Annotated in this window: 17 protein-coding genes; 11 read left to right on the top strand and 6 right to left on the bottom strand. The window is 65.7% G+C overall.

Features of this window, described 5'->3' with window-relative positions; genetic code table 11:
• Positions 1-59: 59 nt before the first annotated feature.
• Entirely contained in the window at positions 60-506 is a 447-nt protein-coding gene (locus AC1DB0_RS29375; protein ID WP_175168626.1) for a MarR family winged helix-turn-helix transcriptional regulator, read from the bottom strand.
• A gap of 81 nt (positions 507-587) precedes the next feature.
• Positions 588-1,493 (bottom strand): LysR family transcriptional regulator, encoded by a 906-nt coding sequence (locus AC1DB0_RS29380; RefSeq protein WP_054422944.1) that lies wholly within the window; start codon positions 1,491-1,493, stop codon positions 588-590.
• 156 nt (positions 1,494-1,649) lie between these two features.
• On the opposite strand from AC1DB0_RS29380, the gene argC reads away from it, so the two are divergent.
• Positions 1,650-2,582, top strand: coding sequence for an N-acetyl-gamma-glutamyl-phosphate reductase (argC, locus tag AC1DB0_RS29385; protein WP_054422948.1), 933 nt, complete (start codon positions 1,650-1,652; stop codon positions 2,580-2,582).
• A 76-nt stretch (positions 2,583-2,658) separates the two neighbouring features.
• Here the strand turns inward: argC and AC1DB0_RS29390 are convergent, their stop codons facing one another.
• The gene (locus AC1DB0_RS29390) at positions 2,659-4,761 is read right to left on the bottom strand and encodes a TerD family protein (RefSeq protein WP_476758494.1); all 2,103 of its coding nucleotides are present in this window, start codon (positions 4,759-4,761) and stop codon (positions 2,659-2,661) included.
• Positions 4,762-4,879: 118 nt separating this feature from the next.
• On the bottom strand, positions 4,880-5,764 hold the full coding sequence (locus tag AC1DB0_RS29395) for a LysR family transcriptional regulator (RefSeq protein WP_175168629.1): 885 nt from the start codon (positions 5,762-5,764) through the stop codon (positions 4,880-4,882).
• A gap of 157 nt (positions 5,765-5,921) precedes the next feature.
• Here AC1DB0_RS29395 and AC1DB0_RS29400 point away from each other — a divergent pair, with 157 nt between their 5' ends.
• From AC1DB0_RS29400 to AC1DB0_RS29415, 4 genes are read left to right on the top strand one after another with little or no spacing between them, the layout of a single operon-like run.
• The gene (locus tag AC1DB0_RS29400) at positions 5,922-7,556 is read left to right on the top strand and encodes an ATP-dependent acyl-CoA ligase (protein WP_476758496.1); all 1,635 of its coding nucleotides are present in this window, start codon (positions 5,922-5,924) and stop codon (positions 7,554-7,556) included.
• 37 nt (positions 7,557-7,593) lie between these two features.
• Positions 7,594-8,907, top strand: coding sequence for an MFS transporter (locus tag AC1DB0_RS29405; RefSeq protein WP_054422957.1), 1,314 nt, complete (start codon positions 7,594-7,596; stop codon positions 8,905-8,907).
• Complete coding sequence (locus AC1DB0_RS29410) at positions 8,904-10,064, top strand: thiolase family protein (protein WP_476758497.1); 1,161 nt, start codon at positions 8,904-8,906, stop codon at positions 10,062-10,064. Before AC1DB0_RS29405 ends, AC1DB0_RS29410 begins: the two co-directional genes overlap by 4 nt.
• A complete protein-coding gene (locus AC1DB0_RS29415) occupies positions 10,061-10,510 on the top strand; it encodes a zinc ribbon domain-containing protein (protein WP_476758498.1) in 450 nt (149 codons plus the stop codon). Before AC1DB0_RS29410 ends, AC1DB0_RS29415 begins: the two co-directional genes overlap by 4 nt.
• A gap of 82 nt (positions 10,511-10,592) precedes the next feature.
• On the opposite strand, the gene AC1DB0_RS29420 is transcribed toward AC1DB0_RS29415, so the two are convergent.
• Positions 10,593-11,423 carry a TlpA disulfide reductase family protein gene (locus AC1DB0_RS29420; RefSeq protein WP_054422963.1) on the bottom strand — a complete coding sequence of 277 codons (831 nt, stop codon included), beginning with the start codon at positions 11,421-11,423 and terminating at the stop codon, positions 10,593-10,595.
• A complete protein-coding gene (locus AC1DB0_RS29425; protein WP_476758499.1) occupies positions 11,420-11,857 on the bottom strand; it encodes a hypothetical protein in 438 nt (145 codons plus the stop codon). The genes AC1DB0_RS29420 and AC1DB0_RS29425 overlap by 4 nt, the downstream gene beginning before the upstream one ends.
• Before the next feature lie 168 nt (positions 11,858-12,025).
• Here AC1DB0_RS29425 and AC1DB0_RS29430 point away from each other — a divergent pair, with 168 nt between their 5' ends.
• From AC1DB0_RS29430 to AC1DB0_RS29455, 6 genes are all read left to right on the top strand, one after another.
• Positions 12,026-12,808, top strand: a complete 783-nt coding sequence (locus AC1DB0_RS29430) for an amino acid ABC transporter substrate-binding protein (RefSeq protein WP_054422967.1) — start codon at positions 12,026-12,028, stop codon at positions 12,806-12,808.
• Between the two features lie 20 nt (positions 12,809-12,828).
• Positions 12,829-13,482 (top strand): amino acid ABC transporter permease, encoded by a 654-nt coding sequence (locus AC1DB0_RS29435; protein ID WP_476758500.1) that lies wholly within the window; start codon positions 12,829-12,831, stop codon positions 13,480-13,482.
• Positions 13,483-13,612: 130 nt separating this feature from the next.
• On the top strand, positions 13,613-14,365 hold the full coding sequence (locus AC1DB0_RS29440) for an amino acid ABC transporter ATP-binding protein (protein ID WP_175169471.1): 753 nt from the start codon (positions 13,613-13,615) through the stop codon (positions 14,363-14,365).
• Between the two features lie 93 nt (positions 14,366-14,458).
• Entirely contained in the window at positions 14,459-15,076 is a 618-nt protein-coding gene (locus AC1DB0_RS29445; protein WP_447981623.1) for an ABC transporter ATP-binding protein, read from the top strand.
• Entirely contained in the window at positions 15,067-15,867 is an 801-nt protein-coding gene (locus tag AC1DB0_RS29450) for an ABC transporter permease (protein ID WP_342065607.1), read from the top strand. The genes AC1DB0_RS29445 and AC1DB0_RS29450 overlap by 10 nt, the downstream gene beginning before the upstream one ends.
• Before the next feature lie 212 nt (positions 15,868-16,079).
• On the top strand, positions 16,080-17,672 hold the full coding sequence (locus AC1DB0_RS29455) for an ArnT family glycosyltransferase (protein ID WP_476758501.1): 1,593 nt from the start codon (positions 16,080-16,082) through the stop codon (positions 17,670-17,672).
• The last annotated feature ends 45 nt before the right edge of the window (positions 17,673-17,717 follow it).

Here is a 17,717-nt window from a genome sequence, read left to right on the forward strand (position 1 = left end):
GGGACGACAATTTATCACGCGGCAGCTGACGGCCAGCTATCGGAGGACGGGCCCAGGCGTCAGGCGGCGTCGCCGTCAATGCGGGCCAGCAAGCGGCCCAGCAGCGGGCGCATGGCGCGCAATTCTTCCAGATGCGAGGCCGACAGGCCTTCCAGCACGCGTTCGGCTTTTGGGGTCAGCACGACCTCAACGCGGCGGCCGTCTTCGGCGTCGTCCTCGCGGCTGACGAGTTCAAGGCGGGCCAGGCGGCCGACCAGCTCGGCCGCGGTGTGGGGACGGATCAGCAGGCGTTCGGCAATTTCGCCCACATACAGGCCGCGCCGGCCCGGCGGATGCTTGCGCGTGCCTTTGATCGCCAGCAGGGTCTGATGCTGTTGGGGCGTTAGATCGAACTCGGCCGCCGCGCCCTCGCTGAAAGCGGCGAAGGTGCGCAGTGCGTATCGGAAGTCGGCCAGCAGTTCGTAGTCCGCTGGCGACAAAGTGGTGGGGGACGGATCATTGTTCACCCGGCGATTCTAATAGATCATCGGCGCGGCGTGGCCTGTCCGTTTGTCCTACTTCTTGTTGGCGGGTTGCCAGGTTTTGGCCTAAGACGCCGCCGCCGCGCCGCTTGCCGCGCGCAAGTCCCACAACACATCCAGCACATGCTGCGTGGCGCGTTCGACCTTTTCGGCACGGTGCGCGATGCCCAACGGACGCCACAGCGCCGGCCGCAGGGGGCGCATGATGATGCGCGGGTCGGCCTGCGGCGCGGTGGTTTCGTGCGGCAGCAGGGTCGCGCCGTAACCCGCCGCCACCAAGCTTTTGATGGCGTCGTTGTAGTTCAGCTGGATGCGGGCACGCGGGTTCAGCCCGGCGCTGGCGAACCATTCGCCGGTTTGGCGCGACAGGCGGGTGGTGGCGTCGTTCAGGATGAGCGGGCGCGCCGCGAGCCAGGCGGGCGTGACGCGTGCGGGCGCGGGCCAGCCAGCGGGCAGAAAGGCCATGACCGGGTCACGCCGCCAGGGTTTGATCAGCAAGCCATCAATGGGCGGTTGCGGCAGGGCCACCAGCCCCACGTCCAGCGTGCCGTCGTTTAAGCGCTGCAACGTTTCCTGGGACGTCAGCACCGCCACCTGCACGTCAATACCCGCATGGCGCTGGCCCAACGTTTCCAGCGCCTGCGGCAGCAGATGGGCAATGGCGCCGGTGGATGCGCCCAAGCGCACGCGTCCGGACAAGCCCTGCACCTGCCGCTGCACGTCGTCCAACGCCTGATCGGCTTCAGCCAGGAGCCGGCGCGCGCGCTCCAGCAGCGTGTCGCCAATGGTGGTGGGCCGGACCTGGCCGCGCTTGCGCGTCAGCAGCGGTGCGCCGATGCGCGCTTCCAGGTCGGCCACATGCAGGCTGACGGTGGGCGGCGCCAGATGCAAGGCGCGCGCGGCGTCCGCAAACGAACCCAGGTCGGCAATGGCGACCAGCGTGCGCAGGCGATCAAGGCTGATTTCACGCATGGAAGTATCGTTCAGAAAAGATGAAGTTGACGGTCATGATATTCGACTTTTCTTATGTTGAGCGCAGGCCGATGATACCGGCTGGCTTCTCTGATTTCCTTTCCTTTTTCCCTTTCCTTTTTCCTTTACCCCATCCCTTACGCGACGGAGCACGTCATGACGCACCCCCTGGTTTTTATCGACGGCGACCAAGGCACGACCGGCCTGCAAATTCACGAGCGGCTGCACGGCCGGCCCGATTTGCAGCTGCTGACGCTGCCCGATGCCGAGCGCAAAGACCCGCAGCGCCGCGCCCAGGCGATCAACGCCTGCGACGTGGCTATTCTGTGTTTGCCCGACGAACCGGCACGCCAGGCGGCGGCATCGGTGGTGAACCCGGCGGTGCGCGTCATCGACGCCAGCTCGGCGCATCGCACCACGCCGGGCTGGGTGTACGGCTTTCCGGAAATGAGCGCGGGGCAGGCCGAGCGCATCGCCCACGCCAAGCGCGTCAGCAACCCCGGCTGCTACCCGACGGGCGCCATCGCCTTGCTGCGTCCCTTGATTCAGGCGGGTCTGGTGCCGGCGGATTATCCGGCGGTGGTGCACGCGGTGTCGGGCTATTCGGGCGGCGGCCGCGCCAGCGTGGACGCCTACGAAGGCGCGGGCGGCGTGCAAGGTCCGGCGTTTCAGCTGTATGGCTTGGGCCTTGCGCACAAGCACACGCCGGAAATCGAAGCGCACGCCGGGCTGACGCAACGCCCCGTGTTCGTGCCGGCCTACGGCGCGTTCCGGCAGGGCATTGTGCTGACGATTCCGCTGCACCTGCGTTTGCTGCCGTCGGGCGTCACCAGCCAGCAATTGCACGATTGCCTGCAACAGCACTATGCAGGCACGACGCATGTGCAGGTGGTGGGCCGGCAGGAAGCCGCCGAGCAGTCGCACCTGGACCCGCAGGCGCTGAACGGCACCAACGATTTGCGGCTGGCGGTGTATGGCAATGAGCAGCATGGCCAGGTGTTGCTGACGGCCGTGTTCGACAACCTGGGCAAGGGCGCGTCGGGTGCGGCCGTTCAAAATCTGGACTTGATGCTGGCCGCGATGGGGTAGATCGAGCCGCAACGCCGCGATGCGTCATGCATCGCGGCAGGCTCCGTTCAAGCACAGGCGGTTGGCACGCGCGCCGCTATAGAAACTCGGCGCGTATCCGGTCGGTATCAAACGGCGTGATGCCGTCGCGCACGCCAAACACCGTCTGCGCGGCATCGGCGTTGTCGACCTGCCGCCCTCGTGCTTCGGCATGCAGCGTAAACAGCGTGTGCAGATCCGGCTGCACGCGCGACAGTAGCGCGCGCAGCATCAGCGACACGCCCGACAGGTTGTTCGCCACATTATTCAGACGGGGTTGCGCACGCAGCGCCACGTCCATCCAGCGCATGCGCTGGTCTTGCAAATCCAGCGCCAAAGGCAGGCAGATCAGCGTGTTGGAGGCCAGGTCTACGCGGTCCATCACCGTGCGCGGCTCGAACGGTTCGCCGGAATTTGCGTCTTCACGCGCCATCCATCCGGCAAAGCATTCCGGCAGATCGCAATAGGGTTGCAGCGTGTAGCTGTTCAGAATCATCACCACAAAGCGCACGCCGCGTTCGCGTAAACGGGCCACGTCCAGGTCGATGAACTCCGCCGCGCCTTGGGGCGCATCCACGATGTCGCCGCTGTGATACGCGCCATAGCTTTGCAGCCGGTAATAGGTCAGCGCGTCGACGAAGTTGCAGTCGGCATCGAACAGCGCGGCCGACAAGTCCACGTCGGCGCGGCCGCTACCGTTCATCCACCATAGAAACAGGCGCACGACGGCGGCGTCCGGCAGCGGCAGACTGCTGCCGCGCCCCAGCGTGCGCAGGCTGCGCGATGCCGAGCGCTGGGAAAACGGCGCCGTGTGGTCGCGCAACGCGGGGTCAATATAGCAGTCGCCCAGCGGCTGCAGAGCGGCAAAGCGCGTCAGTAAGGCGGTCTTGCAAAGACGAGCCACTGCATCGGCGACGCCCGCGGGTAACGGCGCGCGCGTGTCGCCCGCCGCAAACAGCTTGGCCACATCGCCCTTGGGATAGAAGACGCGCAGTGCGGCCGGCGCATCGCGGTGTTGCGCATGCGTGTACAGCTGCAACAGCACGGGCGTTGCCACTTGGTCTACGACGCGCGCAAAGCCGGCCAACACGGGCGCGGGGTCGGCGGCAGTACGCAGAAAGTGATCCAGCCGGCGGGCGAATTCACCCGGCCGGCTTTCCAGGCGATGCGCGGCGCTGGCGCTTTGGCCGGATTCCAGCATCGCTTCGATGGCGCTGTTGAAGGTGGGGGCGGGCTTGCCGCTGCGCAGCAAGGCGAAGGCGGCGGCCGTGCGCGGATAGCGGCAGGCGAATTCGCCGGGGTGCAGATATTCGCCCAGGCGCTTCCAGCGTTCGGGCCAGCGCTGCATGTCTTCGGCCGCGTTCGGATGGCGTTCGATCAAGCCCAGCAGCTGCTTGCGGCGGGCGCGCGGCATGGACGCGAAGCGCGTGGGCAGGGCCAGTGATGCGTCACCGCCTGCTATCGCCACCGCCAGCCGCAGCACGTCGGTGGCGGTGTCCAGCCGCTGTTGCAAGAAGCCGTCGGTGGCTGCGCCCGGGACATGTACCAGCAGGTTCGCGGCCAGATGCGCCAGGTTTTCCTTGAACGGAATGGCCTCGGGGATCAGCCGGAAAATGTTCGCGCGGTATTGCTTCACATACCAGGCCAGGTCCGTGCGGTCTTCTTCCGACAACGACGTGGCTGACGCCGCCAGCTGCGTGAAGATGGCCTCGCATTCTTCGGTGCTGCCCAGTTCAATGATGCGGGGCGTGCGGCCATGGAACAGCGGCGCACGCTCGGAGCCGTCGCCCGGCATGCGGCGCAGCGTCAGGTAATGGTGAACGGCGTCCAGATACCGCGTGGCGTCGTCCAGGTCTTGCACCTGCTTCGGAAAGTCCGGGTACAGCGGGCGGTGCGGCCGGTGCGCACCGGTCATCTGGCGCAGCGTCTTCAACAGCAGGCGCCCCGTTTGCGTGACGGCTGGCAGCGGCCATGTGGCCAGGCGCTGGATCACAGCGTCTGACATCACGTAGCCCAACTCTTCGGCTTGCGCCTGAATGGCGGCCAGCTCGACAGCGGTGACTTGGCCGTCTGCGCCAGTAGCGTCTTCGGGGTCAGCGCTTGCGCGCGGGATTTTGTCCAGAAGCAGGCAGCAGCGCCGCCGCAGATAGATGGGGTTCATGATGCAGCCCGAATGGAAAACGCCTGCCAGGGGCAGGCGCGGTGCGGAAAGCGGGAACCCTAGGTTTTCAGGGGTAGAAGGAAGGACTCCCATAGCCACGCGCGCACTTTATCACTATTCAGGTTGCGCTGCGGTCCGCCAAAGTGGCTTCAACCAAGCGGCGCAGCCACATCGTGCCCGGGTCGCTCTCAAAGCGCGCATGCCAATGCACGGTGACGCACAAGGGCGGCAATGTGATGGGCAGCGGGCGGATGTCGAACGCGTTATCGCGGTTGAACCAGATGGCGGCGCGGTAGGGCAGCGTCACGGTCAGATCGGTGCGGCGCACGATTTCGGCGGCGGCCGAAAAGTGCGGCAGCGTCAGATAGGGCTGACGATGCAGGCCGGCTTCGCCCAGCACGTCGTCCAGCAGGCGGTGCGCACTGGCGCGCGAGGCCACCAGAATATGGTCCAGGCGTTTGAACTGGCTGCGCGTCAGGCCGGCCGACAGCACCGGGTGCCCGCGCCGGCCCATGCACGCATAGCGCTCGCTGAAGAGATCGGCGTGACACGTGTGGCGGCCCAGGCCGGCCAGGTTGCCGATGGCCAGATCCACTTCACCATCTTTCAACGCGTGCGGCAGATGCTCCAGCGCCACCTCCAGCACTTCAATCTGCAAACGCGGGGCCAGGGCATGCACGCGTTCCATCAGCGGGGGCAGGAACACCATTTCGCCAATGTCCGACATCGACAGCCGGAAGCGCCGCGTGCTGGTGGCCGGGTCGAATTGCTGGCGCAGGCTGACGGCTTCGGCAAAGCTGTTCATGCCGCGTTCGATAGGGTCGGCCAACGCAAACGCGACGGGCGTGGGCTGCATGCCGGTGGCCGTGCGCACAAAAAGCGGATCGTTGAATTGTTCGCGCAACCGGCCTAACGCGTAGCTGACGGCAGGCTGGGTCAGGTTCAGCCGCTGCGCCGCGCGCGTCACGCTGCGTTCATGCAGCACCGTCAGGAAAACCCGCATGAGATTCAGATCAAAGTCCACGCACGCCCTTGGTATCAGTCTGATTTATAAGATAAATAATACCCATAAATTTGACACATAAATAGTTGATTCCTAGACTAATTCCACAGAGTCGCGCGATGCCACGCAGCGGCCGAACCTCTGGGGAAGCGTTGTCATGCATGCGTTGACATTGCCGTCGTTATTGGTGGAGCAGGGCGCCCGCTTGGGCGATCGTCTGTGGGTTCAAGCGCCCGGTGGCGCGCTGCGTTTCGGCGACGCGCCGGCCCACGCCGCAAGCTGGGCCGCGCGTTTGGCGGCGGCAGGTGTAATGCGGGGCGACCGCGTGGGTCTCATGGCCGGCAACCGGCACGAATTCCTGTCCATCGTGCTGGGTTGCGGCTGGCTGGGCGCGGTGGTGGTGCCCATCAACACCGCGTCGCGCGGCATGCAGCTGCGGCACATCCTGGCCAATAGCGGCTGCGTGCTGCTGGTGGCCGACGCAGCGTCCTGTCCCGCGTTGGCGGCGCTTGCGTCCATGCCCGCCATGCAGGATGGCAATCACGACAATCACGCAACGCAACACGACGCGTTGGCGCTGCGCCAGATCTGGCTGCTGGACGAGGTGGCCGACGTGGCGGGATTGCCTGCGCCCGCGAGCGCGCCACCCGCGCCGCCCGCGCAGCATGCCGCCGCCGCCCCGTTGCCTGCTGCGGCCGACATCGGCCCCGGCGACATGCTGGCCATCTTGTACACGTCAGGCACATCGGGCTTGTCCAAAGGCGTGTGCTGTCCGCACGCGCAGTTCTATTGGTGGGGCAAGATCGCCGCGCGCAATCTTGAAATCTCCGACGCTGATGTGCTCTACACGAGCTTGCCGCTGTTCCACACCAATGCCTTGAACGCGTGCTTTCAGGCGCTGGTGACGGGGGCGTCCATCATCTGCGACGAACGCTTTTCCGCAAGCCGCTATTTCGACCGGCTGGAAGCCACAGGCGCCACCGTCACCTATCTGCTGGGCGCGATGGTGCCGATGCTGCTGGCGCATGAACCCGCCGCGTCCGAACGCCGGCATCGCACCCGCATCGCCCTGGCGCCCGGCGTGCCCGAGCGCTTTCACGCGGTCTTCACCGAGCGCACCGGTATCTCGCTGCTGGAAGGCTACGGCTCCACCGAAACCAACTTCGCGCTGGGCGGCACCTTGGCCCAGCAGCGGCCCGGCACGATGGGCCGCGTGGCGCCGGAGTTCGACGCCATCGTGGCTGACGAACACGACGCGCCCGTGCCGGATGGTGAGCCGGGTGAATTGCTGCTGCGCGCTACGCCGCCGTTTGCGGTTGCCACCGGCTACTTCGGCATGGATGACAAGACGGTCGAGGCCTGGCGCAACCTGTGGTTCCACACGGGCGACCGCGTGGTGCGCGACGCCGACGGCTACTTCCGTTTCCTGGACCGCATGAAAGACGCCATCCGCCGGCGCGGCGAGAACATTTCGTCGTACGAGGTGGAACAGGTGCTGCTGGCGCATCCGGCGGTGGCCGTGGTGGCGGTCTACGCCGTGCGCTCTGAATTGGCCGAAGACGAGGTCATGGCCGCGCTGGTCTACAAGCCCGGGCAAACCTTGACGCCCGCGGCCCTGCTTGATTTCTGCCAGCCCCGCATGCCGTATTTCGCCGTGCCGCGCTATCTGCGCGTGCTGGACGATCTGCCGCGCACCGAGAACGGCAAGGTTCGCAAGTTTCGCTTGCGCGAAGAAGGTATCACCGGCGACACCTGGGACCGGGACGCCGCCGGCTATCGCGTGGCGCGCTAACGCGCCATTGATCCATTCAAAAATCCAAGGGGCGGCAATGACGATGGCATACAAGGGGGCGGCGTTATCCGCCGCCGACGAAGCAAAAAGAAAGCGCACGCGGCGCGTGGTGACGGCCTCCGTCGCGGGCAACGCGATGGAGTGGTACGACTTCTTCATCTACGGCACGGCGGCGGCGCTGGTGTTTGGCGAGCTGTTCTTTCCCAAAGGCACCGACCCCTTGCTGGGCACGATGGGCGCCTTTGCCGGCTTTGCCGTGGGCTTTTTGGCGCGGCCCTTGGGCGGCGTGATCTTCGGTCACATCGGCGACCGCTACGGCCGCAAGCTGGCATTGGAATGGACGCTGGGGCTGATGGGCGTGGCGACCTTCCTGATCGGCCTGCTGCCCACATACGAGCAGATTGGGTTCTGGGCGCCGGTGGCGATGGTGGTGCTGCGCATTGTGCAAGGCGCGGCCGCGGGCGGGGAGTGGGGCGGCGGCGTGCTGCTGATCAGTGAAGCCGTGGGCGGCAAGCGGCGCGGCTACTTCTCGTCATTCAGCCAGTTGGGCGTGGCGGGCGGCTTCGTGCTGTCGTCCGGCGTCTTCATGCTGGCGCAGCAATTGCCGCAAGATTCCTTCATGAGCTGGGGCTGGCGCCTGCCGTTCCTGCTGAGCGTGCTGATCTTTGGCGTAGGCCTGTATATCCGCAAGCACATCCCCGAAAGCGATGAGTTCGTGCAAGCCAAGAAGACGGCCAAGCGCGGCATGCCGGCGGTGGAAGTGTTCCGGCGCTATCCGCGTCAGGTGCTGACGGCGATGGGGCTGCGCGTGGCCGAGAACGGCGGCTCGTATATTTTTCTGGCCTTTGCGCTGGCCTATGGCAAGTTCCTGGGGATTCCCAACGACGTCATGCTGGGCGGGGTGCTGGCGTCGATGTTCATCGAGCTGGGCACGTTGGTGTGGTTCGGCCATTTGTCTGACCGCATCGGGCGGCGCGCCGTGTATCTGATTGGCTCGGTGGGCTTGGTGCTGGTGGCGTTTCCGTTCTTCTGGATGGTGCAGACGAAGGAGCCGCTGTGGATTTTCCTGGCCTTCTTCCTGGGCAACACCGTGTGCCACGCCGCCATGATCGGCACGCAGCCTGCCTACTTTGCAGAGTTGTTCCCCGCCGAAGTCCGCTACACGGGGCTGGCGCTGGGGCATGAGCTGGCGTCGGTATTCGCAGGGGGCTTGTCGCCGCTGATCGCCATGGCGCTGCTGCGTGAATATGAATCGGCCACGCCGGTTGCGTGGTTCCTGGTGGGCATGGCGGCCATCACCGTCATCACCTTGCTGCTGACGCGCGAGCCGCCCCGGCAGGACACGGAATGACGGTGATGGTCAGCCCCAGCCCCGGCCCCGGCATCGTCAGCGTCGGTGACACCCCCGCGTTGCGCCACCCGGATGCGTCGTGCTCCACGGCCGGCTTGATGGCGCAGGCGGTGGGCCAGGCCCTGCGCCACGCCGGACTCAGCCCCGCGCATGTGGACGGCCTGGGTGTGGCGTCGTTCACGTTGCGGCCCGACCGCGCCATTGACCTGGCGTGGCAGCTGGGGCTGCGCTTGAACTGGTGCATGCAGGACGAGATGGGGGGCGCCAGCGCCATCAACCTGCTGCGTCAGGCGTGGCTGGCGCTTGCGGCCGGGCAGGCGGAGACCATTGTGCTGGTGTCAGGCGACCACTTCACCGGTGCGGATTTCGCCGGGCTGGTCCGCGGCTACAACCGGACCGCGCAAGACTACCTGAGCCCGCTGGGCTGCGAAGGGCCGAACCCCATGTTCGCCATGCTGACGCAGCGGCAGATGGCCGTAACGGGGCTGCGCCGCGAAGATTACGGCGCGCTGTGCGTGGCGCAACGTCAGTGGGCGGCCGGCAACCCCAACGCGGCCTATCGCCAGCCGCTGACGCTGGCGCAATACCTGGACGCGCCCATCGTCGCGCCGCCCTTGAGCCGGCTGGACTGCGTGCCGGTGGTCAGTGGCGCCAGCGCCCTGGTGCTGCGCGCCCGCCCGCAAGGCGTTCACGTGCGGCTGGTGGCAAGCGAGGCCCGCTACAACCACGATCAGCAGGAAGGCGATGGCCTGGAAACCGGCATTGCCGCCTTCGCGCCCGCGCTATGGCGGGCGGCAGGCATGGGGCCAGACGAGATGGATGTGGTTAGTGTGTACGACGATTACCCGGCGATGGCGCTGGCGCAGCTATGCGACCTGGGCTTTGCCAGCGCGGGCGACTTGCCCGGCTTCATCGCCCGGCGCATCGCCACCCGCGACCTGCCCGTGAATACCGCGGGCGGCCAGTTGTCAGCAGGCCAGGCGGGAACGGCGGGCGGCATGCACGGGCTGGTCGAGGTGACCCGGCAGTTGTTGGGGCTGGCGGGCGACCGCCAGTTGCGCGGCGTGCGCCATGGCGTCGTCACCGGTTACGGCATGGTCCAGGTGCGTTACGGCATGTGCGCGAACGCGGCGGTGCTGACGCGGGAGGGCGCATGAGCCTGCTCATTGATCAATGCCGCGCTTGCGCGCACCGGTTCTATCCCTCGCGGCTGTGGTGCCCGGCTTGCGGCCATGACCAGGTGCAGCCGGTGGCGGCCGACTATGCCGAGCTGCTGGCGTGGACCGTCATGCCGGCTAAAAAGGACGAGTCAAAAAGGGACGAGTCAGGAAGCAACGAGTCAGGAAACAACGAGTCAGGAAGCAACGAGTCAGGAAGCAACGAGTCAGGAAGCAACGAGTCAGGAAACAACGAGTCAAAAGTCGGCGACCCGGACAACACCCTCGACCTCGTCGTCATCGCCACCGTGCGCGCCTTGCCCGATGGCCCCGTGCTTGTAGCGCGGCTGGAAGACATGCCCACGCATATCGGCCAGCGTCTGCGGCTGTTCGGACGCAAGACGCAGGGGCGGGTGTTGCCGTGGGCATGGACGCTGCCTGGGTAAATGCCGTCAGGTGAGTGTCGTCAGGGTGAGTGCCGCTGCGGGTGGCGGCCGCTTGCGCGAAGACCGCTAGGGTGAAGCCCCCCTAGTCGCCGCTATCCGCCGCCCTTATCGATTCAAGCCGCTGCGCGAGCGACGCCGTGGACAATTCACCCACCCGCAAATCCACCAACCGCCCCTCAGCATCCAGGAACAAAGTGGCCGGCAAGCCCCGATTGCTGAACTTGCGCGACGCCTCGCCGGCCGGGTCGATCAGCACGTTGCGTAACGCGGGCGCGTGCTTGTCCAGAAACTGTGCCACGTCTTGCGCGGCTTCCGCCTGATTCAGAAACACGAAGTTGACGTCCGGATTGGCCGCCTGTGCTGCCGCGAAGGCCGGCATTTCCCGCCGGCACGGCGGGCACCAACTGGCCCACAGGTTGATCACGGTGGGTTTGCCGTGAAAGGCCGACATCGTGGCGGGCGCCCCATCCATGTTGTTGACCGCCAGCGCGGCCAGTTCAGGTTGCGCCTGGGGCGTCGGGGCCAGCCAGCGCCCGCCGCCCAGCCACGCGGCGCTGGCCAACGCCAACGCACCCAACAAGGCTACGCGCGGTGCATGGCGCCGCAGTACGGCGATGGCGGCATACGCCCACGCGGCCGCGAGCCCCGCCAAGCCAATCCAGCCGCCGTCGCGCAAGTCCAGCATCTTGATCGGATCGGGCAGGTAGTGGTCGCGGTAGCGCCAGACAAAACTCAGGCGGGCGACCAGCAGGCCGATGATCAGCGCCCGCCACAAGACGGTGCTCAAGTGCGCGGCGCGATCGCGGTCGCGATTCAACAGCTTGGCCGCCAGCAGGCCGACCACCCCGGCGGCGATCAACAGCGCAAGTTCAGTTGGCAATACCAGGGGGCCGAGCCGAATGGCGGGCGTCATGCGTCCGCCGGGGCGTTGGCCGTCGTGGGCGGCGGAAAGCGGAAGCAGATGCGCAAGTTCGTCCCGGAGCCAGAAATGCGCAGGTCGTGGATACGCGCGCTGCCGGGCAGGGGCAGGGGGCCTTCAGCGGTGAAGCCGTGCCCGTCGATATCGTCCTGCAACGTGCGGCTATCGTGCCTTGATGAGGCATCCTTCGCCGGGTCGTCTGCCAATTCGTCTGCCAATTCGTCCGCCGATTCGGCCTCTGGATCGTCCGCCGATTCGGCCGCTGGTTCGTTGGCCCGTCTGGCAGCTTCGTGCGCCTGAAATAGCGCCGCGTAGGTCTCAAAATGCGGGGACGGGGAAAAACTCCCTTCCATCAGCACGCTGCCAGACGTGCGCACCTGCGCCACGCCAATGCGCTTGCCCCCGCCGTCCTTGATGTTGAATTCCATGCTCGGCTCCCGAATGAAGCGGACTAGCCTAGCATGGTGTGCGCCCCGCAGCGCCCCGCCACGCCGTCGCAACCGGCATGGTCCGGCAGTAACGCTAAAATGGCGGCTCGCGGCTGCCTGTCCAGCCTTTCCGGCATTCTTATTCTTGCGCCTGGCGCACCCATAACTATGAAAAAACTGACCGCTGTTCTCCTCGTGTCCGCTACCACGCTGCTGACCGCCTGCGGCCCGAGCGACAACGCGACCACCGCCGGCGCGGCAGCTCCGAAGAAGGTCGTCGTGGGCCTGGATGACAACTTCCCGCCCATGGGTTTCCGTGACGCGAGCAACCAGATCGTCGGTTTTGACGTCGACATGGCCAAGGAAGCCAGCAAGCGCCTGGGCATGGAAGTGGAATTCAAGCCGATCGACTGGAGCGCCAAGGAAGCCGAACTCAACGGCAAGCGCGTCGACGTGCTCTGGAATGGCCTGACCATCACCGAAGAGCGCAAGAAGAACATCAGCTTCACCGCGCCGTACATGGCCAACCACCAGATCATCATCGTCGGCACGCAGTCGCCCGTGAAGGTCAAGAACGACCTGGCGGGCAAGGTGGTCGGCGCGCAGGATGGCAGCAGCGCCACCGACGCCATCGCCAAGGACCCGGTCGCCGCCCAGATCAAGGAAGTGAAGAAGTTCGGCGACAACGTCACCGCGCTGATGGATCTGGCCGCTGGCCGTCTGGACGCCATCGTCGTGGACGAAGTGGTGGGCCGTTACCTGATCAGCAAGCGCGCGGGCGAATACCGCGTGCTGGACGAGAACTTCGGCACCGAAGACTACGGCGTCGGCGTGCGCAAGGACGATGCCGAACTGCTGGGCAAGCTGGACAAGACGCTGGATTCGATGAAGCAGGACGGCACCGCCGGCCGCATCGCCACCCAGTGGTTTGGCGCGAACATCATCAAGTAAGCGGCGCGCGAACCCACTGAATGGACTACGTACTCTCTTTGCTGGGGCCCATGGCGGAAGGCGCGAAAGTGACCTTGACGCTGTTTTTCATCACCCTGGCCCTGGCGGTGCCTTTGGGGTTGGTGCTGGCCCTGGCGCGCATTTCGAAGTGGCCGCTGCTGAGCAATCTGGTGAACGGCTATATCTGGCTCATGCGCGGCACGCCGCTCATGCTCCAGATGTTGTTCATCTATTTTGCGCTGCCGTTTGTGCCGGTCATTGGCGTGCGGCTGCCGGATTTTCCGGCGGCCGTGGTGGCGTTCGCGCTGAACTACGCGGCGTATTTCGCCGAGATCTTCCGCGCGGGTATTCAGTCGGTGGATCGTGGCCAGTACGAAGGCAGCAAGGTGCTGGGCATGACCTATCTGCAAACGCTGCGCCGCATCGTGCTGCCCCAGATGGTGCAGCGCGTGCTGCCGCCGATGAGCAACGAAACCATCACGCTGGTGAAGGACACGTCGCTGATCTACGTACTGGCGCTGAACGACATCCTGCGGACGGCGCGCGGCATCGTGCAGCGTGATTTCACGACCACGCCTTTCCTGGTCGCCGCCGCCTTCTATCTCCTCATGACGCTGGTTCTGACGTGGTTCTTCCAGCACATGGAAAAGCGCTATGCCAAATATGACCAGTAACCCCCAGGCAGGCGCCGACATGCCTTCTGAGCGACCCGGTATGGACCGGCCCGCTATTGATCGGCCCGGTATGGACCGCCCTGGTATTGACCGACCCGGTACGGACCGACCTGGTATGGACCGACCCGTCATGATCCAGGCCAGCGGCATCATCAAATCGTTCGGCGCCAATCGCGTGCTGGACCAGGTGTCGCTGACCCTGGGGCAGGGCGAAGTGGTGGCGGTGATTGGCCCGTCGGGCTCGGGCAAAAGCACGTTCCTGCGCTGCCTGAATCACCTTGAGACCATCGACGAAGGCAGCATCGACGTCGAAGGCGAATCGATGGCGCGCGCGGTTCCGGGCGGGCGCAGCCAGTACGCCAGCGACGCCGAAGTGCGCCGCATCTGCCGCAAGATGGGCATGGTGTTTCAGTCGTTCAACCTGTTCCCGCACATGACGGTGTTGCAGAACATCATCGAAGCGCCGATCACGGTCAAGGGCATGACGAAGGCGCAGATCATCCCCAAGGCGGAAGAACTGCTGCGCAAGGTCGGCCTGCTGAACAAGCGCGACAACTATCCGACGCGCCTGTCTGGCGGCCAGAAGCAGCGCGTGGCGATTGCCCGCGCGCTGGCGATGGAACCCGACATCATGCTGTTCGACGAGCCCACCTCGGCGCTTGACCCCGAACTGACGGGCGAAGTGCTGCGCACCATGAAGCAGCTGGCGGACGAACGCATGACCATGCTGGTCGTCACCCACGAAATGGGCTTTGCCCGCGAAGTGGCGCACCGCGTCATCTTCATGGACGACGGCCGCATTGTGGAAGAAGCCCCATCCGCTACATTCTTCAGCGCGCCGCAACACGCGCGCAGCCGGGAATTCCTGGCGCATATGCTTTAGGCCAGGCCAAGACAAGCCAAGCCAAGCCAGGCCAAGCCAAGCCAAGTCAAGCCGGGTGCGGGCCAGCCCCTCGCACCCTCTCCGGAGGTGGGCATGCACCCTGACAAGATTCCCGTCCTGCGGCTGCGCGGCGTGTACAGTCAGCGCCTTGCCCCCGTCAGCCTGGATCTATCCGCCGGCGAGTGCGGCGCGATTGTCGGCCCGTCCGGGTCGGGCAAATCATTGCTGCTGCGCCAAGTAGCGGACCTGGACCCCGGCCATGGCGAGGTCGAGCTTGATGGCAAACCGCGTTCGGGCATGCGGGGCTACGAATGGCGGCGCCAGGTGGTGTATTGCCAGGCGGAAGCAGGGTGGTGGGACGATCACGTCGCACCCCATTTCCCTGACCGCACGCAGGCAGAAGCCCTGATGCAAACGCTTGGCGTGTCCCCTGAAAAGCTGGACACCCTGGTGCACGAGCTATCCACCGGCGAGCGCCAGCGTCTGGGACTCGCGCGCGCATTGGCGCAGCAACCGCGCGTGCTGGTGCTGGATGAACCCACGGCGGCGCTGGATCAGGCGGCCACCGCCCGCGTCGAAACCGCGTTGCAGCATTTCCTGAATGGCGGCGCGGCCATCCTGATGGTGACGCACAACCCGGAGCAGGCGAACCGGCTGGCGCGCCGGACCTGGCGCATGGCGCACGGCCAACTGGAGCCGCTATGGACGTGATCAAGCTGCAAGCGCTGGACCTTGTCATCGCCTCGCTGCTGGTGTTGCTGTGCGCGGCGATCTCGTTTGCGCTGCGGCTGAATTTGCAGCGCCAGGTGTTGTGGGCGGCGATCCGCACCGTCGTGCAATTGCTGCTGGTCGGCCATATTCTGCGCGTGGTGTTTGCGCATGCCACGCCCTGGCTGACGGCGCTGGTGGTGGCGGTGATGATGGCGCTGGCCGCGCGCGAAGTAGCGGCCCGCCCCAAGGCGCGGCTGGCCGGGCATGGCAATGGCTGGGTCGGCACGCTGGCAGTCGCGGCCACCACTTTGATCACGGCCATGTTCATTCTGAACACTGCGCTGCGCCCCGACCCCTGGTTCGACCCGCGCTACGCCATTGCGCTGGTGGGCATCGTGCTGGGCAGCGTGTTGAACGCCGCCAGTCTGGCGCTGGACGGCGTGCTGTCGGGCGTGCGCCGCGAAAAACTGGCGATTGAAGCGCAGTTGGCGTTGGGCGCCACCCCGCATCAGGCGTTTTCCACCCTGCTGCGCGAATCCGTCCGGCGCGGCATCGTGCCCAGCGTCAACCAGATGTCGGCGGCGGGCATCATCACCTTGCCCGGCATCATGACGGGCCAGATCATCGCCGGCATGGACCCCATCGACGCCGCCAAGTACCAGATTTTGCTGATGTTTCTGCTGTGCGGCGCAAGCGGCATGGCGGCCATGGCGGCGGCCTATGGCGCCATGCGCAGGCTGACGGACGAGCGTGGGCGCTTGCGTCTGGACCGCTTGTCGGCGCCGAAATAGGGAAGCCAGCACCGCTCCGGCGCCTTAATAAATCTAAGACCGTTGTAAGAAATTTCATGAGAACTCAACGCGGCCCTTTCCATAATGGGTGCCACGTTGTGTCTTTTTGAACGTTTCTTCCCTCGGACTTTCATGCCTTTTGTGTCTTGCTTGCCTCCATTGACCGGCCTCTTCCGCCCGGCCAACGCCCTGCTGTTGCAGGAGCGCCGGGCATGAGCGCCGTGCTAAGCCCCACTGCGCAGGCCTCTCGTAGCATTGCGGTTCAGAAGTCCATCCCCGGCTGGCAGGTATTGCTGGCGCTGGCTGTCTGGCTGGCGGCGTTGGCGTGGGCGCGCTGGCTGACCCTGCCCGACGAAGGCCGCTATGCCGGCGTGGCTTGGGAGATGTTGCGCAGCCAGTCGCCCATGGTGCCGCTGCTGGACGGGATGCCGTATTTTCACAAGCCGCCCTTGTATTACTGGCTGGCGCAAATCAGCTACGCCTTGTTTGGCGTGCATGAATTCAGTGCGCGCGTGCCGTCGCTGCTGGGCGCGTGGGGCGCGGGCGCGGGGCTGTATGCGTTCGTGTCGCGCTACCGCAATGTGGCGCAGGCGCGCTGGGCCGTCGTCATCCTGGGCCTTACGCCCTTGTTCTTCGGCGCGGCGCAGTTCGCGAATATGGACATGCTGGTTGCCAGCATGATCACGCTATGCGTGCTGGCCGCCGCAGACACCGCCTTGCGGCGCGGGGAAGGGCGCCCGTTTCGTGCGATGTCGTTGGCAACCGGTGTGCTGGCGGCCTTGGCCGTGCTGGCCAAGGGCCTGATCGGCCTGGCGTTGCCCGGCGCCATCGTACTGGCCTGGCTGCTGCTGCGGCGCGACTGGCGCGGCATGCGCGCCTTGCTGTGGGTGCCGGCATTGCTGGCGTTCGCCGTGGTGGCCGTGCCGTGGTTCGCGTTGATGCAGATGAAGTTTCCGGGCTTCTACCATTACTTTTTCGTCTACCAGCACTTCGAGCGCTTTGCGCAAAGTGGCTTCAACAACGCGCAGCCGTTCTGGTTCTATGTGCCGATTGTGGTGGGTCTGGCCTTGCCGTGGTCGATCTGGGGGGCGGCAATTTTCACGCGCGGCTTCTGGCGTGACGCCGATCCGCACGGCCTGCGCCGGCTGATGGCGATCTGGATCGCGGTGGTGGTGGTGTTCTTTTCAATCCCGCAATCGAAGTTGATTGGCTACGTGCTGCCGGTGTTTCCGCCGCTGGCGTTCCTGCTCAGTGAACGAATCGCGCCCGTCTGGGCGGCAGGCAAGCGGCGGGCCTTAAGCATTGCAATCGGCGTGGCGGTGGTTATCTGTCTGGGGGCGATTGTGGCGGCGTCATCCAACCCGCGCGGCAGCGCCGGGCCGACCATGAAGGAACTGCGTAGTGAAATCCGGCCGCAAGATACGCAGGTCGCCCTGCATGCGTTGCCGTTTGATCTGGGGTTCTACACGCAGGCGTCTGAACCCGCCTGGATTGTGGATGACTGGCTGGACCCCGCCATTCCCACCCGCGACAACTGGCGCAAGGAACTGTATGACGCGGCCGAGTTCGACCCCATCGTCGGCAAGCGCGTGCTGGTACAAAACGGAGATTTGACCGCGCGGCTTTGCGCGTCCGCCGACGGCGCACGGTTTTGGATCTGGGGCCGGGACGATGACGCCGGGCGTTATCCCGCCATCAACGGCGTGGCGCCGCGTTTGCCGGGCGACAAGCGTGCGGTGTGGCGGCTGGATATCGACAACGCGTTCCGCCAACGGATGTGCGGGAGCCAAGCACCGGCGCAGTAAGCGTGCAAGCCAGATTGCGGGCCGGATCGCAAGCCAGATCGCAAG

This window comes from Achromobacter sp. 10T422 (assembly GCF_056394065.1).